Annotated in this window: 18 protein-coding genes; 9 read left to right on the top strand and 9 right to left on the bottom strand. The window is 71.0% G+C overall.

Annotation, left to right across the window (positions count from 1 at the left end; translation table 11 throughout):
* Positions 1 to 4: 4 nt before the first annotated feature.
* Positions 5 to 490, bottom strand: coding sequence for a DUF3093 domain-containing protein (locus A5696_RS19095; protein WP_067882491.1), 486 nt, complete (start codon positions 488 to 490; stop codon positions 5 to 7).
* 25 nt (positions 491 to 515) lie between these two features.
* Here A5696_RS19095 and dut point away from each other — a divergent pair, with 25 nt between their 5' ends.
* Positions 516 to 992, top strand: coding sequence for a dUTP diphosphatase (gene dut, locus A5696_RS19090; RefSeq protein ID WP_067882489.1), 477 nt, complete (start codon positions 516 to 518; stop codon positions 990 to 992).
* Complete coding sequence (locus A5696_RS19085) at positions 992 to 1732, top strand: DUF3710 domain-containing protein (protein WP_067882487.1); 741 nt, start codon at positions 992 to 994, stop codon at positions 1730 to 1732. The genes dut and A5696_RS19085 overlap by 1 nt, the downstream gene beginning before the upstream one ends.
* Before the next feature lie 4 nt (positions 1733 to 1736).
* Here the strand turns inward: A5696_RS19085 and A5696_RS19080 are convergent, their stop codons facing one another.
* Positions 1737 to 2435, bottom strand: coding sequence for a hypothetical protein (locus A5696_RS19080; RefSeq protein ID WP_067882485.1), 699 nt, complete (start codon positions 2433 to 2435; stop codon positions 1737 to 1739).
* Between the two features lie 136 nt (positions 2436 to 2571).
* Between A5696_RS19080 and A5696_RS19075 the strand changes: the two genes are divergently transcribed.
* Positions 2572 to 2940 carry an OB-fold nucleic acid binding domain-containing protein gene (locus tag A5696_RS19075; protein ID WP_067882483.1) on the top strand — a complete coding sequence of 123 codons (369 nt, stop codon included), beginning with the start codon at positions 2572 to 2574 and terminating at the stop codon, positions 2938 to 2940.
* Positions 2937 to 3572 carry a DUF3159 domain-containing protein gene (locus A5696_RS19070; RefSeq protein WP_067882482.1) on the top strand — a complete coding sequence of 212 codons (636 nt, stop codon included), beginning with the start codon at positions 2937 to 2939 and terminating at the stop codon, positions 3570 to 3572. The genes A5696_RS19075 and A5696_RS19070 overlap by 4 nt, the downstream gene beginning before the upstream one ends.
* Here the strand turns inward: A5696_RS19070 and A5696_RS19065 are convergent, their stop codons facing one another.
* Together A5696_RS19065 and A5696_RS19060 are read right to left on the bottom strand one after the other, a co-directional pair.
* Positions 3573 to 4247 carry a TrkA family potassium uptake protein gene (locus A5696_RS19065; protein WP_067882480.1) on the bottom strand — a complete coding sequence of 225 codons (675 nt, stop codon included), beginning with the start codon at positions 4245 to 4247 and terminating at the stop codon, positions 3573 to 3575.
* On the bottom strand, positions 4244 to 4927 hold the full coding sequence (locus A5696_RS19060; protein WP_067882478.1) for a TrkA family potassium uptake protein: 684 nt from the start codon (positions 4925 to 4927) through the stop codon (positions 4244 to 4246). Before A5696_RS19060 ends, A5696_RS19065 begins: the two co-directional genes overlap by 4 nt.
* Before the next feature lie 130 nt (positions 4928 to 5057).
* Here A5696_RS19060 and A5696_RS19055 point away from each other — a divergent pair, with 130 nt between their 5' ends.
* A complete protein-coding gene (locus A5696_RS19055; RefSeq protein ID WP_067882476.1) occupies positions 5058 to 7052 on the top strand; it encodes an APC family permease in 1995 nt (664 codons plus the stop codon).
* Positions 7049 to 8242: a class I SAM-dependent RNA methyltransferase gene (locus A5696_RS19050; RefSeq protein ID WP_067882474.1), complete on the top strand. Its 1194-nt coding sequence runs from the start codon at positions 7049 to 7051 to the stop codon at positions 8240 to 8242. The genes A5696_RS19055 and A5696_RS19050 overlap by 4 nt, the downstream gene beginning before the upstream one ends.
* 3 nt (positions 8243 to 8245) lie before the next feature.
* Here the strand turns inward: A5696_RS19050 and A5696_RS19045 are convergent, their stop codons facing one another.
* Positions 8246 to 9538, bottom strand: a complete 1293-nt coding sequence (locus tag A5696_RS19045) for an ArsB/NhaD family transporter (RefSeq protein WP_067882472.1) — start codon at positions 9536 to 9538, stop codon at positions 8246 to 8248.
* A 52-nt stretch (positions 9539 to 9590) separates the two neighbouring features.
* Positions 9591 to 10034 (bottom strand): CBS domain-containing protein, encoded by a 444-nt coding sequence (locus A5696_RS19040; RefSeq protein WP_067882470.1) that lies wholly within the window; start codon positions 10032 to 10034, stop codon positions 9591 to 9593.
* 175 nt (positions 10035 to 10209) lie between these two features.
* Between A5696_RS19040 and dxs the strand changes: the two genes are divergently transcribed.
* Complete coding sequence (gene dxs, locus A5696_RS19035) at positions 10210 to 12135, top strand: 1-deoxy-D-xylulose-5-phosphate synthase (protein ID WP_067882468.1); 1926 nt, start codon at positions 10210 to 10212, stop codon at positions 12133 to 12135.
* 165 nt (positions 12136 to 12300) lie between these two features.
* Here dxs and A5696_RS19030 read toward each other — a convergent pair whose 3' ends face one another.
* The 3 genes from A5696_RS19030 to A5696_RS19020 form a co-directional block, all read right to left on the bottom strand.
* The gene (locus A5696_RS19030; RefSeq protein WP_067882466.1) at positions 12301 to 13596 is read right to left on the bottom strand and encodes a ribonuclease D; all 1296 of its coding nucleotides are present in this window, start codon (positions 13594 to 13596) and stop codon (positions 12301 to 12303) included.
* Position 13597: 1 nt separating this feature from the next.
* On the bottom strand, positions 13598 to 14182 hold the full coding sequence (locus A5696_RS19025) for a DUF3000 domain-containing protein (RefSeq protein ID WP_231964505.1): 585 nt from the start codon (positions 14180 to 14182) through the stop codon (positions 13598 to 13600).
* Between the two features lie 119 nt (positions 14183 to 14301).
* Positions 14302 to 15108, bottom strand: a complete 807-nt coding sequence (locus tag A5696_RS19020; RefSeq protein WP_067882665.1) for an enoyl-CoA hydratase/isomerase family protein — start codon at positions 15106 to 15108, stop codon at positions 14302 to 14304.
* Between the two features lie 52 nt (positions 15109 to 15160).
* On the opposite strand from A5696_RS19020, the gene hemE reads away from it, so the two are divergent.
* Together hemE and A5696_RS19010 are read left to right on the top strand one after the other, a co-directional pair.
* The gene (hemE, locus tag A5696_RS19015; protein WP_067882463.1) at positions 15161 to 16243 is read left to right on the top strand and encodes a uroporphyrinogen decarboxylase; all 1083 of its coding nucleotides are present in this window, start codon (positions 15161 to 15163) and stop codon (positions 16241 to 16243) included.
* The gene (locus tag A5696_RS19010) at positions 16240 to 17592 is read left to right on the top strand and encodes a protoporphyrinogen oxidase (protein WP_067882461.1); all 1353 of its coding nucleotides are present in this window, start codon (positions 16240 to 16242) and stop codon (positions 17590 to 17592) included. The genes hemE and A5696_RS19010 overlap by 4 nt, the downstream gene beginning before the upstream one ends.
* The last annotated feature ends 4 nt before the right edge of the window (positions 17593 to 17596 follow it).

The raw sequence follows: 17596 nt of genomic DNA, 5'->3' as shown, positions 1-17596 counted from the left end.
GCGCTCAGCGTGTCAGCGCCGACAGCACCCGCTCCGGGTGACGGCAGCTCACCAGCCAGTACGGCGTGGGATCGTCCGGGTCATCGAGGACCACCAGCACCATCGGGCCGATCCACGCCCGGTGCAGCACGTAGGCCGCCGGATCGAGCTGGCGGCCCAAAGCCGCCGACTTCGCCGACGGCGCTATCTCGGCGGACCGGGCGATCACGTTGACCGGTAGGTGCGCGTCGGCGGCCCACAGCTGCACGCCGCCCGCCGCGGACGAGTCCTCGGTGACGCGGATCTCGACCCGGCCCAGCCACAGCAGCGCACCCGCGGCCACCACGAACAGCGTTGCGTACGGCAGCCAGTCGGGCAGGGTGCGAACACCGAGGTTGACCTCGAAGGCGATCAGCGCGGCCAGCCCGAAAGCCAGTGGCCACCACCACCACGGCACCCACAGCCGTTCGCGATATCGCACGCTGTGCGGCGCGACGCGCGTAGAGGACACGCGGTCAAGGGTAGTCTGTGGCCCCGTGTCGACCAGTCTGGCCTTGCAAGTCAAAGTTGTCCGCCTCGACCCCGAACTCCCGCTGCCCGCTCGCGCCCACGACGGCGACGCCGGGGTCGACCTCTACAGCGCCGAAGACGTCACCCTGGACCCGGGGCGGCGCGCCCTGGTGCGAACGGGGGTCGCGGTCGCCATCCCGTTCGGGATGGTGGGGCTGGTGCACCCGCGTTCGGGATTGGCTGCGCGCGTTGGGCTTTCGATCGTGAACAGCCCGGGCACCATCGACGCCGGTTATCGCGGCGAGATCAAGGTCGCGTTGATCAACCTCGATCCGGTCGAGCCGATCGTGGTGCATCGGGGGGACCGGATCGCCCAATTGCTGGTGCAGCGCGTCGAGTTGGCCGAGCTGGTCGAGGTGTCGTCGTTCGACGAGGCCGGGCTGGCCGAAACATCCCGTGGCGATGGTGGTCACGGTTCCTCCGGAGGACATGCGAGTTTGTGATGGCTGCATTCGGTAGACGCTCAGACAAAGGCGGCGGCGACCCCACGGACGAGGTCGGGGCCCAGGCTCCCCCCGAGCCGGCCGGCGAGGACGGCGAAGAGCTCGAGGGCCCGTTCGACATCGACGACTTCGACGATCCCGCGGTCGCCGAGTTGGCGCGGCTCGACCTCGGTTCGGTCCTGATTCCCATGCCGGAGGCCGGCCAACTGCAGGTCGAGCTGACCGAGACCGGGGTGCCGAGCGCGGTGTGGGTCGTCACGCCCAACGGTCGTTTCACGATCGCCGCATACGCCGCGCCCAAGACGGGTGGCCTGTGGCGGGAGGTGGCCGGCGAGCTCGCCGAGTCGCTGCGCAACGACTCGGCCAAGGTCAGCATCAAGGACGGCCCGTGGGGCCGCGAGGTGGTCGGCGCCGCCACCGGCGTGGTGCGGTTCATCGGCGTCGACGGCTACCGCTGGATGATCCGCTGCGTCGTCAACGGCTCGCACGAGACGATGGCAGCGCTGGAGCAGGAGGCGCGAGCGGCGTTGGCGGACACGGTGGTTCGCCGTGGCGATACGCCGCTGCCGGTGCGCACGCCGTTGCCCGTCCAGCTGCCCGAGCCGATGGCCGAACAGCTGCGGGCGGCCGCGGCCGCGCAGCAGCAGCAGGCGCAGGAACAGCCGCCGAACGAGCCGGCCGCGCGCCGCAGCGCCGAGGGATCGGCCATGCAGCAGCTGCGCACCACGACCGGCGGTTGACTCCCTACAGCTCGGCGAGGGCGGCCAGGCAGGCCGCGCCCAGCGCGGCGGGGTCCGCGCCGATCTGGTCCAACGTCACCGTCACCAGCGCCGCGCGCGGTGCCGCGGTGACCCAGTCGACGGCCACCTGCAGCGGATGGATCGGGTCGTCCAGGGCGGCCGCCACCGCCAGCGGTGGCACCAGCCCGGTCAGGTCCGCGCAACTGGGCGCGACATAGGCGGCGGCCTCCTCCATGGCGTCCGGCAATCGGGGCCATTGGGCGCGCCAGGATCGGGCCAGCTCGTCGGCCAGCCACGGCGGGCTGGAGGCGCGCATCTGCGTCGTCGTCGCCGCCAGGCCGTCGGCGCGCAACTGGGACGCCGAATGCCGCGCGGCCAGCGCCGCCGGTGCGGTGCCGGGGGCGCCGGCCCAGGCCGGCAGCGCCGCCAGGACGGCCACGGTGCTCTCGGGATGGGCCAGCGCCCACGCGGCCGCCACCGCGGCGCCGATCGAGACACCGCCGACCCCGATGGGGCCGTCGCGCGCGGCGTCGTCCAACGCGGACAGGTAGCCGTCGATCAACCGATCGGGCCGGGGCGGCGGCGCGATGAGCGTCGCGCCGACGTCGCGCAGCGGGCGAGAAAACGCCCGGTAGACGTAGTCGTCGTCGGAGCCGGTGCCCGGCAGCAGCACCGTCGCGACACCCCGCAACTCGACCGCCATCCCTCGATATTGCCCGGCCGTGCGCACCGGTCCAACTTCCCGTTTGATTCGATTGGCACCGGGGAACCAAGAGGTCTACGGTGTCCGTTGGCATGGAGGAAGCACCGAGGCTTTTACAGCACTGTCAGGAGTGGCCATGGGGGCCCAAGGATATTTGCGCCGGCTCACCCGTCGGTTGACGGAGGACCCGGAGCAGCTCGACTCCGAAGAATTGTCCGACGAAGTCGCAAGTACCGGCGCGCAGCGCGCGATCGACTGCGAGCGTGGCCAGGAGGTCACCATGGTCGGCACGCTGCGCAGCGTGGAGACGAACGGCAAGGGGTGTTCCGGCGGGGTCCGCGCCGAACTGTTCGACGGCACCGACACCGTCACCCTGGTGTGGTTGGGCCAGCGCCGCATTCCCGGCATCGACTCGGGCCGCACGCTGCGCGTCCGCGGGCGGCTGGGCAAGCTGGACAACGGGACCAAGGCGATCTACAACCCGCACTACGAAATTCAGCGGTGACCAACCCGAAGGAACGCCTGCTGGAACAGGTGGGCGGGGTGAGTGGCGTCGTCTACTCGTCGCTGCCCGTGGTGGTCTTCGTGGTGGTGTCCGGCCTGTCGGGTCTGCTGCCCGCCATCGGCGCCGCGCTGGCCGCGGCCGCGCTCGTCTTGCTGTGGCGGCTGCTTCGCCGCGAGTCCACCCAGCCGGCGTTCTCCGGGTTCATCGGCGTGGCCGTGTGCGCGCTGATCGCCTACGCCGTGGGGCAGTCGAAGGGCTATTTCCTGCTGGGCATCTGGATGTCGTTGCTGTGGGCCGTGGTGTTCGCGGCGTCGGTGCTGATCCGCCGGCCGCTCGTCGGCTACGCCTGGAGCTGGTCCACCGGCCGCGACCGGGCGTGGCGCGACGTGCCCCGCGCCGTCTACGCGTTCGACTTCGCCTCGCTGTGCTGGGTGCTGGTATTCGGCGCCCGGTTCGTGGTCCAGCGGATCCTCTACGACGCCGACCAGACCGGTTGGCTGGGCGTGGCGCGCATCGGCATGGGCTGGCCGCTGACGCTGCTGGCCGCGCTGGCGACCTACGCGGCGATCAGGGCCGCGCAGCGCGCGATGCCCGCCCGCGAGAAGGCGGGCGCCGAAACGGCGGCCGACTGATCAGTCGGCCGCCTCGGTGGCCGGCAGCAGCAGCTTCTGCAGCTCCTCTTCGGCCTCGGCGGCCGCGACGAACAGGAGCTCGTCGCCACCCTCGAGCGGCTCGTCGGCCTCCGGCACGATGACGCGCGGGCCGCGCAGGATCGTCACCAGCGCGGCGTCCCGCGGCAGCTGCAGCCGGCGCACCGGCTTGCCGCCCCACGGGGTGTCGTCGGGCAGGGTGATCTCCACCAGGTTGGCCTGACCGCGGCGGAATTCCATGAGCCGCACCAGATCACCGACGGCGACGGCCTCCTCGATCAGCGAGGCCAGCATGCGCGGCGTGGACACCGCCACGTCGACGCCCCAGGCGTCGGTGAACAGCCATTCGTTGCGGGGATCGTTGACCCGGGCCACCACCCGCGGCACCGCGAATTCGGTCTTGGCCAGCAGGCTGAGCACCACGTTGGCCTTGTCGTCGCCGGTCGCGGCGACCACCACGTCGAAGCCCTCCAGGTGAACCGACTGCAGCAGGCTCAGTTCGCAGGCGTCGCCGAGCCGCCAGTGCGCTGCCGGGATGGCGTCGATGTCGACGTGTTCGGGGTTGCGCTCGATCAGGGTGATGTCGTGGCCGTTGGCCACGAGCTCGCGGGTGACCGATCGGCCGACGGCGCCGGCCCCGGCGACAGCTACTTTCATTTGCGCGGTCCCGCCTCGAGGTCCTCACTGGGCGGCAGCGCCGCGATGGCGACCGCCTCGGCGGCGCGGCCGGATATGGCCGCGATATAGACCGTGTCGCCGGCCTGGATCACGGTCTTGGGTTCGGGCAACACACCGGTGCCGAACCGGATCAGGAACGCGACCCTGGCGCCGGTGGCCTGCTCCAGGTCGGTGGCCCGGTGCCCCACCCAGTCCTCGTGCAGATCGACCTCGGCCACGGCGACGGTGCCGGTCGGGTCGCGCCACTTGGCGGTCTCGCTTTCCCGGGTCAGCGTGTTGAGCAGCCGGTCGGTGGTCCACGGGACCGTGGCGATCGTCGGAATGCCGAGGCGCTCGTAAACCTCGGCGCGTTTGGCGTCGTAGATCCGGGCGACGACGCGCCGCACGCCGAACGTCTCCCGGGCCAGCCGGGCCGAGATGATGTTCGAGTTGTCCCCGGACGACACCGCGGCGAACGCGTCGGCGTCCTCGATGCCGGCGCTGAGCAGCACGTCCCGGTCGAATCCCTGGCCCAGCACCCGCTCGCCGGAGAACTCGGGGCTCAGCCGGTTGAACGCGGTGCTGTCGCGGTCGATGACGGCCACGTCGTGGCCGATCCGGGAGAGCGCGTCGGCCAGCGAAGAGCCCACCCGGCCGCAACCCATCACAACCACGCGCACTTGGGGTCCTCTCGGGTGCGTCCTGCGCTGTTCAATCGGCAACCCGGGCTGGCCAGCCGATTCGGTCCGTCCGCGAACATTCTTGCCTACGAAACGCTAGCAAGCTCGGGTGGGCTTACTCTTGGCTCTCGTGTCCAAACTTTCGACCGCTGCGCGCCGGTTGCTGATCGGGCGGCCGCAACGCAGCGACCGGCTGAGTCACACGCTGCTGCCCAAGCGGATCGCCTTGCCCGTGTTCGCCTCCGATGCGCTGTCCTCGGTGGCCTACGCGCCGGAGGAAGTCTTCCTGATGCTCTCGGTGGCCGGGGTGAGCGCGTATGCGCTGACGCCGTGGATCGGCCTGGCCGTGGCCGCGGTGATGCTGGTCGTGGTGGCCAGCTACCGACAGAACGTGCACGCCTACCCGTCGGGCGGCGGCGACTACGAGGTGGTCACCACCAACCTCGGCGACACCGCCGGCCTCGTGGTGGCCAGCGCCCTGATGGTGGATTACGTTCTGACCGTTGCCGTTTCGACGGCGTCGGCGATGTCGAACATCGGCTCGGCGATCCCCATCGTCGCGGAGAACAAGGTGTGGTTCTGCGTCGGCGCGATCCTGTTGGTGATGGCCCTGAACCTGCGCGGCGTCCGCGAGTCCGGGCTGGCCTTCGCCATCCCGACCTACGCGTTCATCATCGGCGTCCTGGTCATGATCGGCTGGGGTCTGTTCCGGATCTTCGTGCTGAGCAATCCGCTGCGGGCCGAATCGGCCGGTTTCGAGATGCACGCCGAACACGGCCAGATCGTCGGCTTCGCGTTGGCTTTCCTGGTGGCGCGGTCGTTCTCGTCCGGGTGCGCGGCGCTGACCGGGGTCGAGGCGATCAGCAACGGGGTGCCGGCGTTTCAGAAGCCCAAGTCGCGCAACGCTGCCACGACCCTGCTGATGCTGGGCGGCATCGCGGTGACCCTGCTGATGGGCATCATCGTGCTGGCCGAGAAGATCGGGGTGAAACTCGTCGAGGATCCCGCCAGGCAGCTGACCGGCGCCCCGCCGAACTATTACCAGAAGACGTTGGTCACGCAGCTGGCCGAAACCGTGTTCGGCAGCTTTCACATCGGGTTCCTGCTGATCGCCACGGTGACCGCGCTGATCCTGGTGCTGGCCGCCAACACCGCGTTCAACGGGTTCCCCGTGCTCGGCTCGATCCTGGCGCAGCACAGCTACCTGCCGCGCCAATTGCACACCCGCGGTGACAGATTGGCGTTCTCCAACGGAATCCTGTTCCTGTCCGGGGCGGCCCTGTTGGCGATCATCGCGTTCCGCGGCGAGGTCACCGCGCTGATCCAGCTCTACATCGTGGGCGTGTTCATCTCGTTCACGCTGAGCCAGATCGGCATGGTCCGGCACTGGACCCGGTTGCTGCGCACCGAGACCGATCCGCGGGTGCGGCGCAAGATGATGCGCTCGCGGGTGGTCAACACGGTCGGCCTGCTGTCCACCGGCGCGGTGCTGCTCGTCGTGCTGGCCACCAAGTTTCTCGCCGGTGCGTGGATCGCCCTTTTCGCGATGAGCCTGCTGTTCATCGTCATGAAAATGATTCACCGCCACTACCACACCGTCAGCCTGGAATTGGAGGAGCAGGAGGCGGCCCAACACGACGTGGTGCTGCCCAGCCGCAACCACGCCCTGGTGCTGGTGTCCAAGCTGCACCTGCCGACGCTGCGCGCTCTGGCCTACGCGCGCGCCACCCGTCCCGATGCGCTCGAGGCCCTCACGGTCAGCGTCGACGACGCCGAAACCCGCGACCTGGTGCACAGGTGGGAGGAAAGCGACATCAGCGTGCCGCTCAAGGTCATCGCCTCGCCGTACCGTGAAATCACCCGGCCCATCCTCGATTACGTCAAGCGGGTCAGCAGGGAGTCGCCGCGCACGGTGGTCACGGTGTTCATCCCGGAGTATGTGGTGGGCCACTGGTGGGAGCAGGTGCTGCACAACCAGAGCGCGCTGCGGCTCAAGGGCCGGTTGTTGTTCATGCCCAACGTGATGGTGACTTCGGTTCCCTGGCAATTGAATTCGTCGGAGCGGCTGAAGGCCTTCCACCCGCACGCGGCGCCCGGCGACGCCCGTCGCGGGATCTTCGATTGAGCACCGAGCTGACGCTGGTCACCGGCCCCCCGGCCAACGGGGGCAGCTGTGTGGCCCATCATGACGGCCGCGTCGTGTTCGTCCGCTACGCGTTGCCCGGCGAGCGGGTGCGGGTGCGCATCACCTCCGAGCGCGACTCCTATTGGCACGCAAAGGTTGTCGAGGTGATCGAGCCGTCGGACGACCGCGTCGCCTCGCTGTGCCCGATCGCGGGGGCCGACGGCGCCGGCTGTTGCGATCTGGCGTTCGCCACGCCCGAGGCGGCCCGCGCGGTCAAGGCCCAGGTCGTGGCCAACCAGCTGTCCCGGCTGGGCGGGCACGACTGGAGCGTCCCCGAAACGGGCGCCGAGGAATTGTCGCCGGATGCCGGGCCCACCGGTTGGCGCACCCGGGTCCGGCTGGAGGTGGGCGAGGACCGCCGGCCCGGCTTCCACCGCTACCACAGCGACGGGCTGGTGACCGACCTGCGCTGCGCGCAGCTGCCGCCCGCAATGCTGGACGGATTGTCCCGGGCCGACTGGCCCCCGCGCGCCCAGTTGCACGTCGCCGTCGACGACGAGGGCGAGCGGCACGTGGTGCGCACCCTGCGGCAGGGCAAGCGGACCGACACCACGGTGGTCGAGGGCGGCTACGAGGCGGTGCAACGGGTGGGTGAGCGCAGCTGGCGGGTGCCGGTCACGGCCTTCTGGCAGGCGCATCGGGACGCGGCCCGGGTCTACAGCGCTCTGGTCCTCGACTGGGCGCAACCGAGTCCCGGCATGACCGTCTGGGATCTCTACGGCGGCGCGGGGGTTTTCGCCGCGGCGCTCGCCGACGCGGTGGGGGAGTCGGGGCGGGTGCTGACCGTCGACACCTCGCGCTCGGCGACGCGCGCCGCGCGCGCCGCGCTGTTCGACCTGCCCCAGGTGGACGTCGTCACCGACTCGGTCCGCCGCGCGCTGACCGCACAGCGCGGGAGCGCCGGGGTCGCAGTGCTGGACCCGCCGCGCGCCGGTGCCGGCCGCGAGATCATCGACCTCCTGGCCGCCGCCCGGGTGCCGCGCGTGGTCCACATCGGTTGCGAGGCGGCCTCTTTCGCGCGGGACGTCGGCCTGTACCGGGCACACGGCTACGCCGTCGAGAAGATCAAGGTGTTCGACGCGTTCCCGCTGACCCATCACACCGAATCCGTTGCGCTGCTGACCTGTTAGCGCTCAGCTCAACACGAAGTACCGCAGCCACAGGTACAGGGCGGACAGCGCCGCCGAGATCGCCGTCACCAATGCGCCCTTGCGGGTGAATTCCCAGAAGGAGACGGGATTGTCGGCGCGCGCGGCGATCCCGAGCACGACGACGTTGGCGCTGGCGCCGACGGCGGTGAGGTTGCCGCCGAAATCGGTGCCGAGCGCAAGCGCCCACCACAAGGCGCCGGCGTTGACGTGTCCGCCCAGGGCCGGCGCCAGGTCGGCGACGACGGGCGCCATCGTCGCGGCGTACGGAACGTTGTTGACGACGCCGCTGATCGCCAGCGATGCCACCAGGATCACCATGGTGGCCAGCAGCGCGTTGCCGCCGGTGGCGGTGATCGCCAGATGTGCCAGTGTCTTGACGACGCCCGTCTTGACCAACGCCCCGACCATGATGAACAACCCGGCAAAAAACAGCAGCGTTTCCCACTCGACGCTGGACAGGTAATCCGAATGCTCCAGCCTGGACACCAGGATCAGGATGCCGGCGCCCAGCAGCGCGACGATGGAGGGCTGCATGTGCAGCGCCGAGTGGGCGATGAACGCGGCGAACACCGCCACCAACACGATGCCGCACGCGATGAGCAGCCTGCGATCGCGAATCGCCTCCTTCTCCTCCAGCGACATGACGTCGGCGACGCGCTCGGGGTCGACCGAGAAGGAACCCCGAAACAGGCGCGGCAGCAACGCGATCAGGACGGCCATCACGATGATCACGATCGGTGTCAGGTGCAGCAGGAAGTCGTTGAACGTCAAGCCCGCCCTGCTGGCGATGATGATGTTGGGCGGATCACCGATCAACGTCGCCGTGCCGCCGATGTTCGAGGCGAACGCCTCGGCCATCAGGAACGGCGCCGCATTGATGTCCAGCCGGTCGCACACCAACAGGGTCACCGGGGCGATCAACAACACCGTGGTGACGTTGTCGAGCAGGGCCGACCCGATCGCGGTGACCAGCACCAGCAGGATCATGACGCGCAGGGGGGAGCCGCGGGCGCGCTTGGCGGACCAGATCGCGACGTACTCGAACACACCGGTCTGGCGCAGCACGCTGACGATGATCATCATGCCCAGCAGCAAAAAGATGACGTCCCAGTCGATTCCGGTCTCGTGGGAATAGAAGACGTCATCGGAGTTGATGATCGGCAGCAAGGCGACGACGATCGCGGCGCCGGTGAGCGCCACGACGGTCTTGTTGACGCGGTCGCTGGCGATCAGCGCGTAGGCGACGACGAACACGACGATCGCGATCAAGCTCATCGGTTGTCCCGTGGTTCCGCCCGTAGCCGCTCGATCGCCACATCCACCGGAATCAAGGCTTCAGCGCCGCGGCGAGGACCCGCGATGCCGTGATGACCCCGATCAACGTACCGTCCTTGACCACCGCGACGAGCGGGCTTCTCTCCCGCGCCATGAGGGCCGCCACCTCGATGATGGTGTCGTCGGCGTCGGCCGGCGGCACGTCGAGCAGGTGGTCCGGCAGCACGTCGCGTACCTTCTTGCCGCTCAGCTTCTCCGCGCAGCGGTCGGCCGTAGATTCGTTGAGCACCCCGGCCAGCGAGGGGTCGTCCTGCACGTACCGCGGCACGATGAAGCGGACGACCTGCGAAGCCGGCAGCACCGCGTAGGGGTTTCCCGACGTGTCGGTGACCAAGAGGCCCGGCAGCCGGTGCTCGGCGAGCAGCCGCGCGGCGTCCAGCGCGTCCCCGTCGATGCTGACGATCGGAAAGTCTTCGGCGATCTGCTCGGCGCGCATGGTGCGACGATACGACTGCGGGGGTCGACGCGGTCGGTCGACGGCAAGGATCACGGCGCACTCCGGGTTCGGGGACAACGTGCCGACCAGGCTTCCCGGCGCACCGCGGTCCGAGGCTACCAAGGACCGGACGCGGACTCCGGTCTCCCGTGCGAACGCTGCGTAGACTGACGGGATGCTGGAACAGATCCGCGGGCCCGCTGATCTGCAGTACCTGTCCCAACGGCAGCTCCGCGATCTGGCGACCGAGATCCGCGAGTTCCTGATCCACAAGGTGGCTGCCACCGGGGGACATCTCGGGCCCAACCTCGGCGTCGTCGAGCTGACGCTGGCGCTGCACCGTGTGTTCGACTCGCCGCACGACCCGATCATCTTCGACACCGGCCACCAGGCCTACGTGCACAAGATGCTGACGGGCCGCGCCCACGACTTCGAGAGCCTGCGCAAAAAGGGCGGCCTGTCGGGTTATCCGTCGCGCGCCGAGAGCGAGCACGACTGGGTGGAGTCCAGCCACGCCAGCGCCGCGCTGTCCTACGCCGACGGCCTGGCCAAGGCGTTCGAGCTCAGCGGGCACCGCAACCGTCATGTGGTCGCCGTCGTCGGCGACGGCGCGCTCACCGGCGGCATGTGCTGGGAGGCGCTGAACAACATCGCCGCCTCGCACCGGCCGGTCATCATCGTCGTCAACGACAACGGCCGCAGCTACGCGCCGACCATCGGCGGCGTCGCCGACCACCTGGCCACGCTGCGCCTGCAGCCGGCCTACGAGCACGTGCTGGAACGGGGGCGCGACGCGGTGCGCTCGCTGCCCCTAGTCGGCCAGATCGCCTACCGCTTCATGCACAGCGTCAAGGCCGGCATCAAGGACTCGCTGTCCCCGCAGCTGCTGTTCACCGACCTCGGCCTGAAGTACGTCGGCCCGGTCGACGGCCACGACGAACGCGCGGTGGAGGCCGCGCTGCGCCACGCCCGCGGCTTCGGTCGCCCGGTGATCGTGCACGTCGTCACCCGCAAGGGCATGGGTTACGCGCCGGCCCTGGACGACGAGGCCGAGCAGATGCATTCCTGCGGCGTGATCGACCCGGTCACCGGCCGGGCCACCAAGATTCCCGGCCCGGGCTGGACGGCCACGTTCTCCGAGGCGCTCATCGGCTACGCGCGCAAGCGCCGCGACATCGTGGCCATCACCGCGGCGATGCCCGGCCCCACCGGGCTGACGGCGTTCGGGCAGCAGTTCCCGGACCGGCTGTTCGACGTCGGCATCGCCGAGCAGCACGCGATCACGTCGGCGGCCGGACTGGCCATGGGCGGCATGCACCCGGTGGTGGCGATCTATTCGACCTTCCTCAACCGGGCCTTCGACCAGATCATGATGGACGTGGCGCTGCACAAGCTGCCCGTCACGATGGTCCTCGACCGGGCCGGCATCACCGGCTCCGACGGTGCCAGCCACAACGGCATGTGGGACCTGTCGATGCTGAACATCGTGCCCGGCATCCGGGTGGCCGCACCGCGCGACGCGACCCGCCTGCGCGAGGAGCTCGGCGAGGCCCTCGACGTCAACGACGGCCCGACGGCCATCCGCTTTCCCAAAGGCGATGTGGGCGAAGACATTCCGGCCCTGGAGCGGCGCGGGTCGGGCGTTTCGGCCGTCGACGTGCTGGCGGTGCCGGCGACGGGGCTCAACCACGACGTGCTGCTGGTCGGGGTCGGCGCGTTCGCGCCGATGGCCCTGGCCGTGGCCAAGCGGCTGCACAACCAGGGCATCGGCGTGACGGTGATCGACCCGCGCTGGGTGTTGCCGGTGTCCGACGGCGTGGTCGAGATGGCCGCGCAGCACAAACTGGTCGTCACCCTCGAGGACAACGGCGTCAACGGCGGGGTGGGGTCGGCCGTCTCGGCGGCGCTGCGGCGCGCGGAGGTCGACACGCCCTGCCGCGACGTGGGGCTGCCGCAGCGGTTCTACGAGCACGCGTCTCGGGGCGAGGTGCTCGCCGACCTGGGGCTGACCGACCAGGACGTGGCCCGCCGCATCACCGGTTGGGCGGCGGCGCTGGGCACGTCCGTCTCCGAGGCGGAGGTCCGGGAGCCCCTCGACTAGGGCGCGTTGGTCGCGATTGTCGCCGGGCGGCTGCAGGCCTTTTGGGTGTGAATCCTGGGCTTTGGGTGTGAGCTGGTGGCGGGATCCGGGCGAATTTTCCGCCCTGGATACACACGCAAAGCCGAGGATTCACGCTGAACGGCTGTGGCCCAGGACGGGGGCGTGCTAGCTGTCGTCGGCCGGTGGTTGCAACGCCCGGGCCAGCACGGGATCGACGAGTTCGCGCTGCCACGCCCGCGCCTGCCCTGCCCGCAGGAACTCGTCGACGGCCTCATCGGGGTCCGCGGCGGGCTGCCAGTCCCAGCACAGCCGTCGCACCAGGTCGGGTGAGACCAGGTTCTCCGTCGGGACTCCGACCCGCTCCGACAGCTCACCCAGCGCCGCCCGGGCCGCCTCCAGCCGGGCGGCGGCCTCCGGTTTGCGCCTGCTCCACCGCGCCGCCGGCGGCGGCCCGTTGGGCGGTTCGGCGTCCTCCGGCGGCTCCTGGCTGCGCCGGGCCGCCTCCAGCGCCCCCAGCCAGACCTCGGCGCTGCGGCGCTGGTTGCGCCCGCCGAACACCGGCAACTTGACAAGCTCTTCGACGGTCTTCGGGTCGGCGAGGGCGGCGTCGATGATGGCCGAATCCGGCAGGATGCGGCGCGGGGCGATGTCGCGCCGCTGGGCGATGCGGTCGCGCGCGGTCCACAGTTCGCGCACCGCGGCGAGGCCGCGCCGGTCGCGCACCCGATGGATCCCGGACGTCCGGCGCCAGCGGTCCCGCCGGGCGAGCGCGGCGTCACCGGCGGCGTCGCCGCCCTTGAAGGCCCGCAGGTAGTCGAATTCCTCTGCGGCCCAAGCGGTTTTGCCCTGCCCGGCGAGCACCTCGGAGATCGCTGCGCGCAGCTCGATGAGCAATTCCACGTCCAGGGCCGCGTAGTTGAGCCATTCTGCGGGCAGGGGGCGCTTGGACCAGTCGGCGGCGCCGTGGCCTTTGGCCAAGCCGAACCCCAGCAGCCGCTCGACCATGGTGGCCAGGTTCACCCGGTCGAAGCCGGCGAGCCGCCCGGCCAGCTCGGTGTCGTACAGGGCGGGGGGTCGCATGCCGACCTCGGCCAGGCACGGCAGGTCCTGGTCGGCCGAGTGCAGGATCCATTCGTCGCTGCCCAGCACCTCGGCGACCGGCCGCAGCGCCGTCACCGGGTCGGCGCCGTGGCTGACCGGGTCGATGAGCACGGTGCCCGCCCCGGCCCGCCGGATCTGGATGAGGTAGGCGCGGTTGGAGTAGCGGAAACCCGACGCCCGCTCGGCGTCCACCGCGAACGGCCCGCGCCCGCGGTCCAGCAGCCGCGCGGCCGCCTCGATCTCGTTGACGCTCACCGCGAGATCGGGGACCCCGTCGGAAGGCTGCAGCAGCGGGCAGGGTTCAGGCGCGGCGTCGTCGGGCGCGGTGTCGTCGGGCCTAGCGGCCCCCGCTTCGCCCATGTCAGGCGCGTGACCGCGAGCTCAGGTCGGTGACCCCGGTCGGCGGCAGGCCCGCGGCGTGCTCGAGCACTTCGCAAAACGCCTCGACGTGCGCCCCGACCGCCGGGGTGGTCGCCGTCCAGGACGCCCGCAGCTCCAGCTGGTGGGCGCGGGGCGGCCCGGAGATGTCGCCGTAGCGCACCGACGTGGTGGCGGTGACGGTGCCGCCCAGGGCGGTGGTCTGTTCGAGGCGCGCCTGCAGCGCGTCGACCAGCCAGCTCCACGCCACCTCGGGCAGCAGGGGATCGACGGCTTCGGTGGGGTCGAGGTCGGCCTGGATGTAGGCGACCAGGCGGATGTAGCCGTCCCAGGCGTCGGCGCCCTCCGGGTCGTAGAGCAGGATCAGCCGGCCGAACGCGTCGCCCTCGGAGCGCTCCGGGACGATCTCGAGGTCGGGATGCTTGACCTCGGCCCCCAGCGCGTAGCTGTAGGGCGCCAGGCGCTGCGGCGGACGGATCGGGCCCAGCTCGATCTCCGGCCGCACGGTCACGGCGTTCATGGCCGCCACCGCCTCGCGGAAGGGTGCCGGTTCGGCTGAGGCTGTCACAGCGTTCGACGCTAGACCCATCACCCGACACGCCGAAACAGGCGCGCCGAGTCCCGCGCCCGTCGCGACCAAGCCGTTACCGGCGCTCATCGGGGCCTCGAGGAGGCCGTATCGCCTGCTCAGGGCGCGGTTCCTTTGGTGAATCGGGCCGGGCGCTTCTCCCGGTGCGCGGCGAGGCCCTCCCGAACGTCGGGGCCGCCGAAACCGATGAATTCCAGGCCCAGCGACGTTTCGAAGGCCGGGCCGAACATCCGGTACCAGTAGTTGAGGCTGTGCTTGGTCCAGCGGATGGCGTTTTGCGCGCCCAGCGCCAGGTTCTCGGCGATCCGGGTGGCGGTGGCCAGCACCTCGTCGTCGTCGACGCAGGTGGAGACCAGGCCGATGCGCTCGGCCTCCTCGCCGAGCAGGGTCTCGCAGGTGAGCAGGTAGTACTTGGCCTTGGCCATGCCGACCAGCAGCGGCCAGCAGATCGCGGCGTGGTCGCCCGCGGCCACCCCGAGCTTGGTGTGCCCGTCGATGAACCGCGCGGTGCGGCCCGCGACGGAGATGTCGGCGAGCAGCGCCACCACCAGGCCCGCGCCGACGGCGGGTCCCCGGATCGCCGAGACGACGGGCTTGTCGAAGTTGACCATGTTGAGCACCAGGTCGCGGGCCTCGCGCATGATGCGGATCCGGCCCTCGTAGTCGCCGATGGTCTCGTCGATCAGGTCGAAGCTGCCGCCGGAGGAGAAGGCCTTGCCCTCGCCGCGGACCAGCACGACGCGCACGGCGGGGTCGCGGTCGAGCACCGGCCACACGTCGGCCAGGTCGCGGTGCATCTGCGGCCCGACCGAGTTCAGCCCGGGGGAGTCCAGCACCAGGGTCAGCACGCCGTTATCGCCGGGTTCGAAGCGGAGGCTGGGGAACTCGTCGTAGCTGATCGGCACCACCGCGATGTTACGCAGGCGCCGCTGGGGCCTCGTGGCAGCATTGAGGCCGATGAACGTTCCCGACGCCCGACGCGACCTGCCGGAGTCGCCGTATCTGGCCGCCGTCACCGGACGCAAGCCCGGCCGCGTGCCGGTGTGGTTCATGCGGCAGGCCGGCCGTTCGCTGCCCGAGTACCGGGCGCTGCGGGAGCGGCACAGCATGCTGGCGGCCTGCTTCGAGCCGGAGGTCGCCTGCGAGATCACGCTGCAGCCGGTGCGCCGCCACGGCGTCGACGCGGCGATTCTGTTCTCCGACATCGTGGTGCCGCTGCGCGCGGCGGGTATCGAACTGGACATCGTCGCGGACGTCGGGCCGGTGATCGCGCACCCGGTGCGCACCGACGCCGACATCGAGGCGATGAAACCGCTTGACCCGCAGGCGATTGCGCCGATCCGCGAGGCGGTTTCGCTGTTGGTGGCCGCGCTGGGCGACGTTCCGCTGATCGGCTTCGCCGGCGCGCCGTTCACGCTGGCGTCCTACCTCGTCGAGGGCGGCCCCAGCCGCAACCACGCCCGCACCAAGGCGATGATGCTGGCCGAGCCGCACAGCTGGCACGCGCTGATGGAGAAGCTGACCGACCTCACCGTCGCGTTCCTGCAGGGCCAGATCGAGGCCGGGGTGGACGCGATCCAGGTGTTCGACTCGTGGGCCGGCACGCTGTCGCTGGCCGACTACCGCCAGTACGTGCTGCCGCACAGCTCGCGGGTGTTCGCCACGCTGGCGCAATACGCCCTGCCCATGACGCACTTCGGGGTAGGGACCGCCGAGCTGCTCGGCGCGATGTCGTCGGCGCTGAAGTGCGGCATGCAGCCCCGCCAGGCCGCCGTCGTCGGGGTGGACTGGCGCACCTCGCTGGCCGACGCCGCCGCCCGGGTGGAGCCCGGCACGGCGCTGCAGGGCAACCTCGACCCGGTCGTCCTGCTGGCGGGTTGGCCGGTGGTCGAGCGCGCGGCGCGGGCCGTCATCGACGACGGGCGCCGTGCGATCGACGCCGGCGCGACCGGTCACGTGTTCAACCTCGGTCACGGGGTGCTGCCCGAGACCGATCCCGCCGTCCTGACCGACCTGGTCGCGCTGGTCCACTCGCTATGAGCCGCTCGTATTGTGTTGTGGGCGGCGGCATTTCGGGTCTCACGGCCGCGTACCGGTTGCGCGCGGCGGTCGGGGAGGACGCGACGATCACGCTGTTCGAGCCCGCCGACCGGCTCGGCGGGATCCTGCGCACCGAGCGGGTCGGCGGGCAGGCGATGGACGTGGGCGCCGAGGCGTTTGTGCTGCGCCGGCCCGAGATGCCGGCGCTGCTGGCCGAGCTGGGCCTGTCGGATCGCCAACTGGGCACCACCGGGGCCCGGCCGCTGATCTTCAGCGAGCGGCGGTTGCACCCGCTGCCGGCGGGGACCGTCGTCGGGATCCCGTCGTCGTCGGCTTCGGTGGCCGGGCTGGTCGACGAGGCCACGGTCGCGCGCATCGACGCCGAACCCACCCGCGCGTTCAGCTGGCAACCGGGCAGCGATCCCGCGGTGGCCGAACTGGTCGGCGACCGGTTCGGCGCGCAGGTCGTGGCCCGTTCGGTGGACCCGCTGCTGAGCGGGGTGTACGCGGGCTCCGCGGCGACCATCGGCCTGCGCGCGGCGGCCCCCAGCGTGGCGGCGGCCCTCGACCGCGGCGCGACCAGCCTGACCGACGCGGTGCGCAAAGGGCTGCCCCCGAACACCGGCGCGCCGGTGTTCGGGGCGGTCGACGGCGGCTACCGGGTGCTCGTCGACGAGCTCGTGGCGCGCGCCCGCCCGCGCTGGGTGCGCGCCGCCGTGCGGCGGCTCGAGCCGGCCGGGCCCGGTTGGGCGCTGGTGGACGACACCGGCGCCCGGTGGCAGGCCGACGCGGTGGTGCTGGCCATCCCGGCCCCGCGGCTGGCGTCGCTGGTCGGTGAAATCGCGCCGCGCAGCTGCGCCGCCGCGCGGCGGATCGAAAGCGCGTCGGCGGCGGTGGTGGCGCTCGCGGTGCCGGCCGACACGCCGTTCCCGCAGTGTTCGGGCGTGCTGGTGGCCAGCGGGGAACCGTTGCGCGCCAAGGCGATCACGCTCTCGTCGCGCAAGTGGGGCACGCGCGGCGACACCCAGCTGTTGCGGCTGTCGTTCGGGCGGTTCGGTGACAATGTGGCCGCCGGCGTCGCCGACGACGAACTGCTGGGGTGGGCGCTGAGCGACCTGGTCGACGTGTTCGGGCTGACCGTCGACCCCGTCGACGCCCGCGTGCAGCGCTGGATCGAGGCGATGCCGCAGTACGGTCCCGGCCACGCCGAGGTGGTCGCAGAGGTGCGCGCCGGGCTGCCGCCGGGGCTGGCGGTGGCCGGCAGCTACCTCGACGGGATCGGTGTACCGGCCTGCGTCGGGGCGGCCGGCCGCGCGGTCGAGGCACTCCGGGCGAAAGTGGCACGATAGGTGC

This window comes from Mycobacterium sp. E2699 (genome assembly GCF_001666745.1).
Taxonomy (GTDB): Bacteria; Actinomycetota; Actinomycetes; order Mycobacteriales; family Mycobacteriaceae; genus Mycobacterium.
Note: the sequence above shows the minus strand (reverse complement) of the source record. Positions and strands in the feature narration are given on the sequence as shown.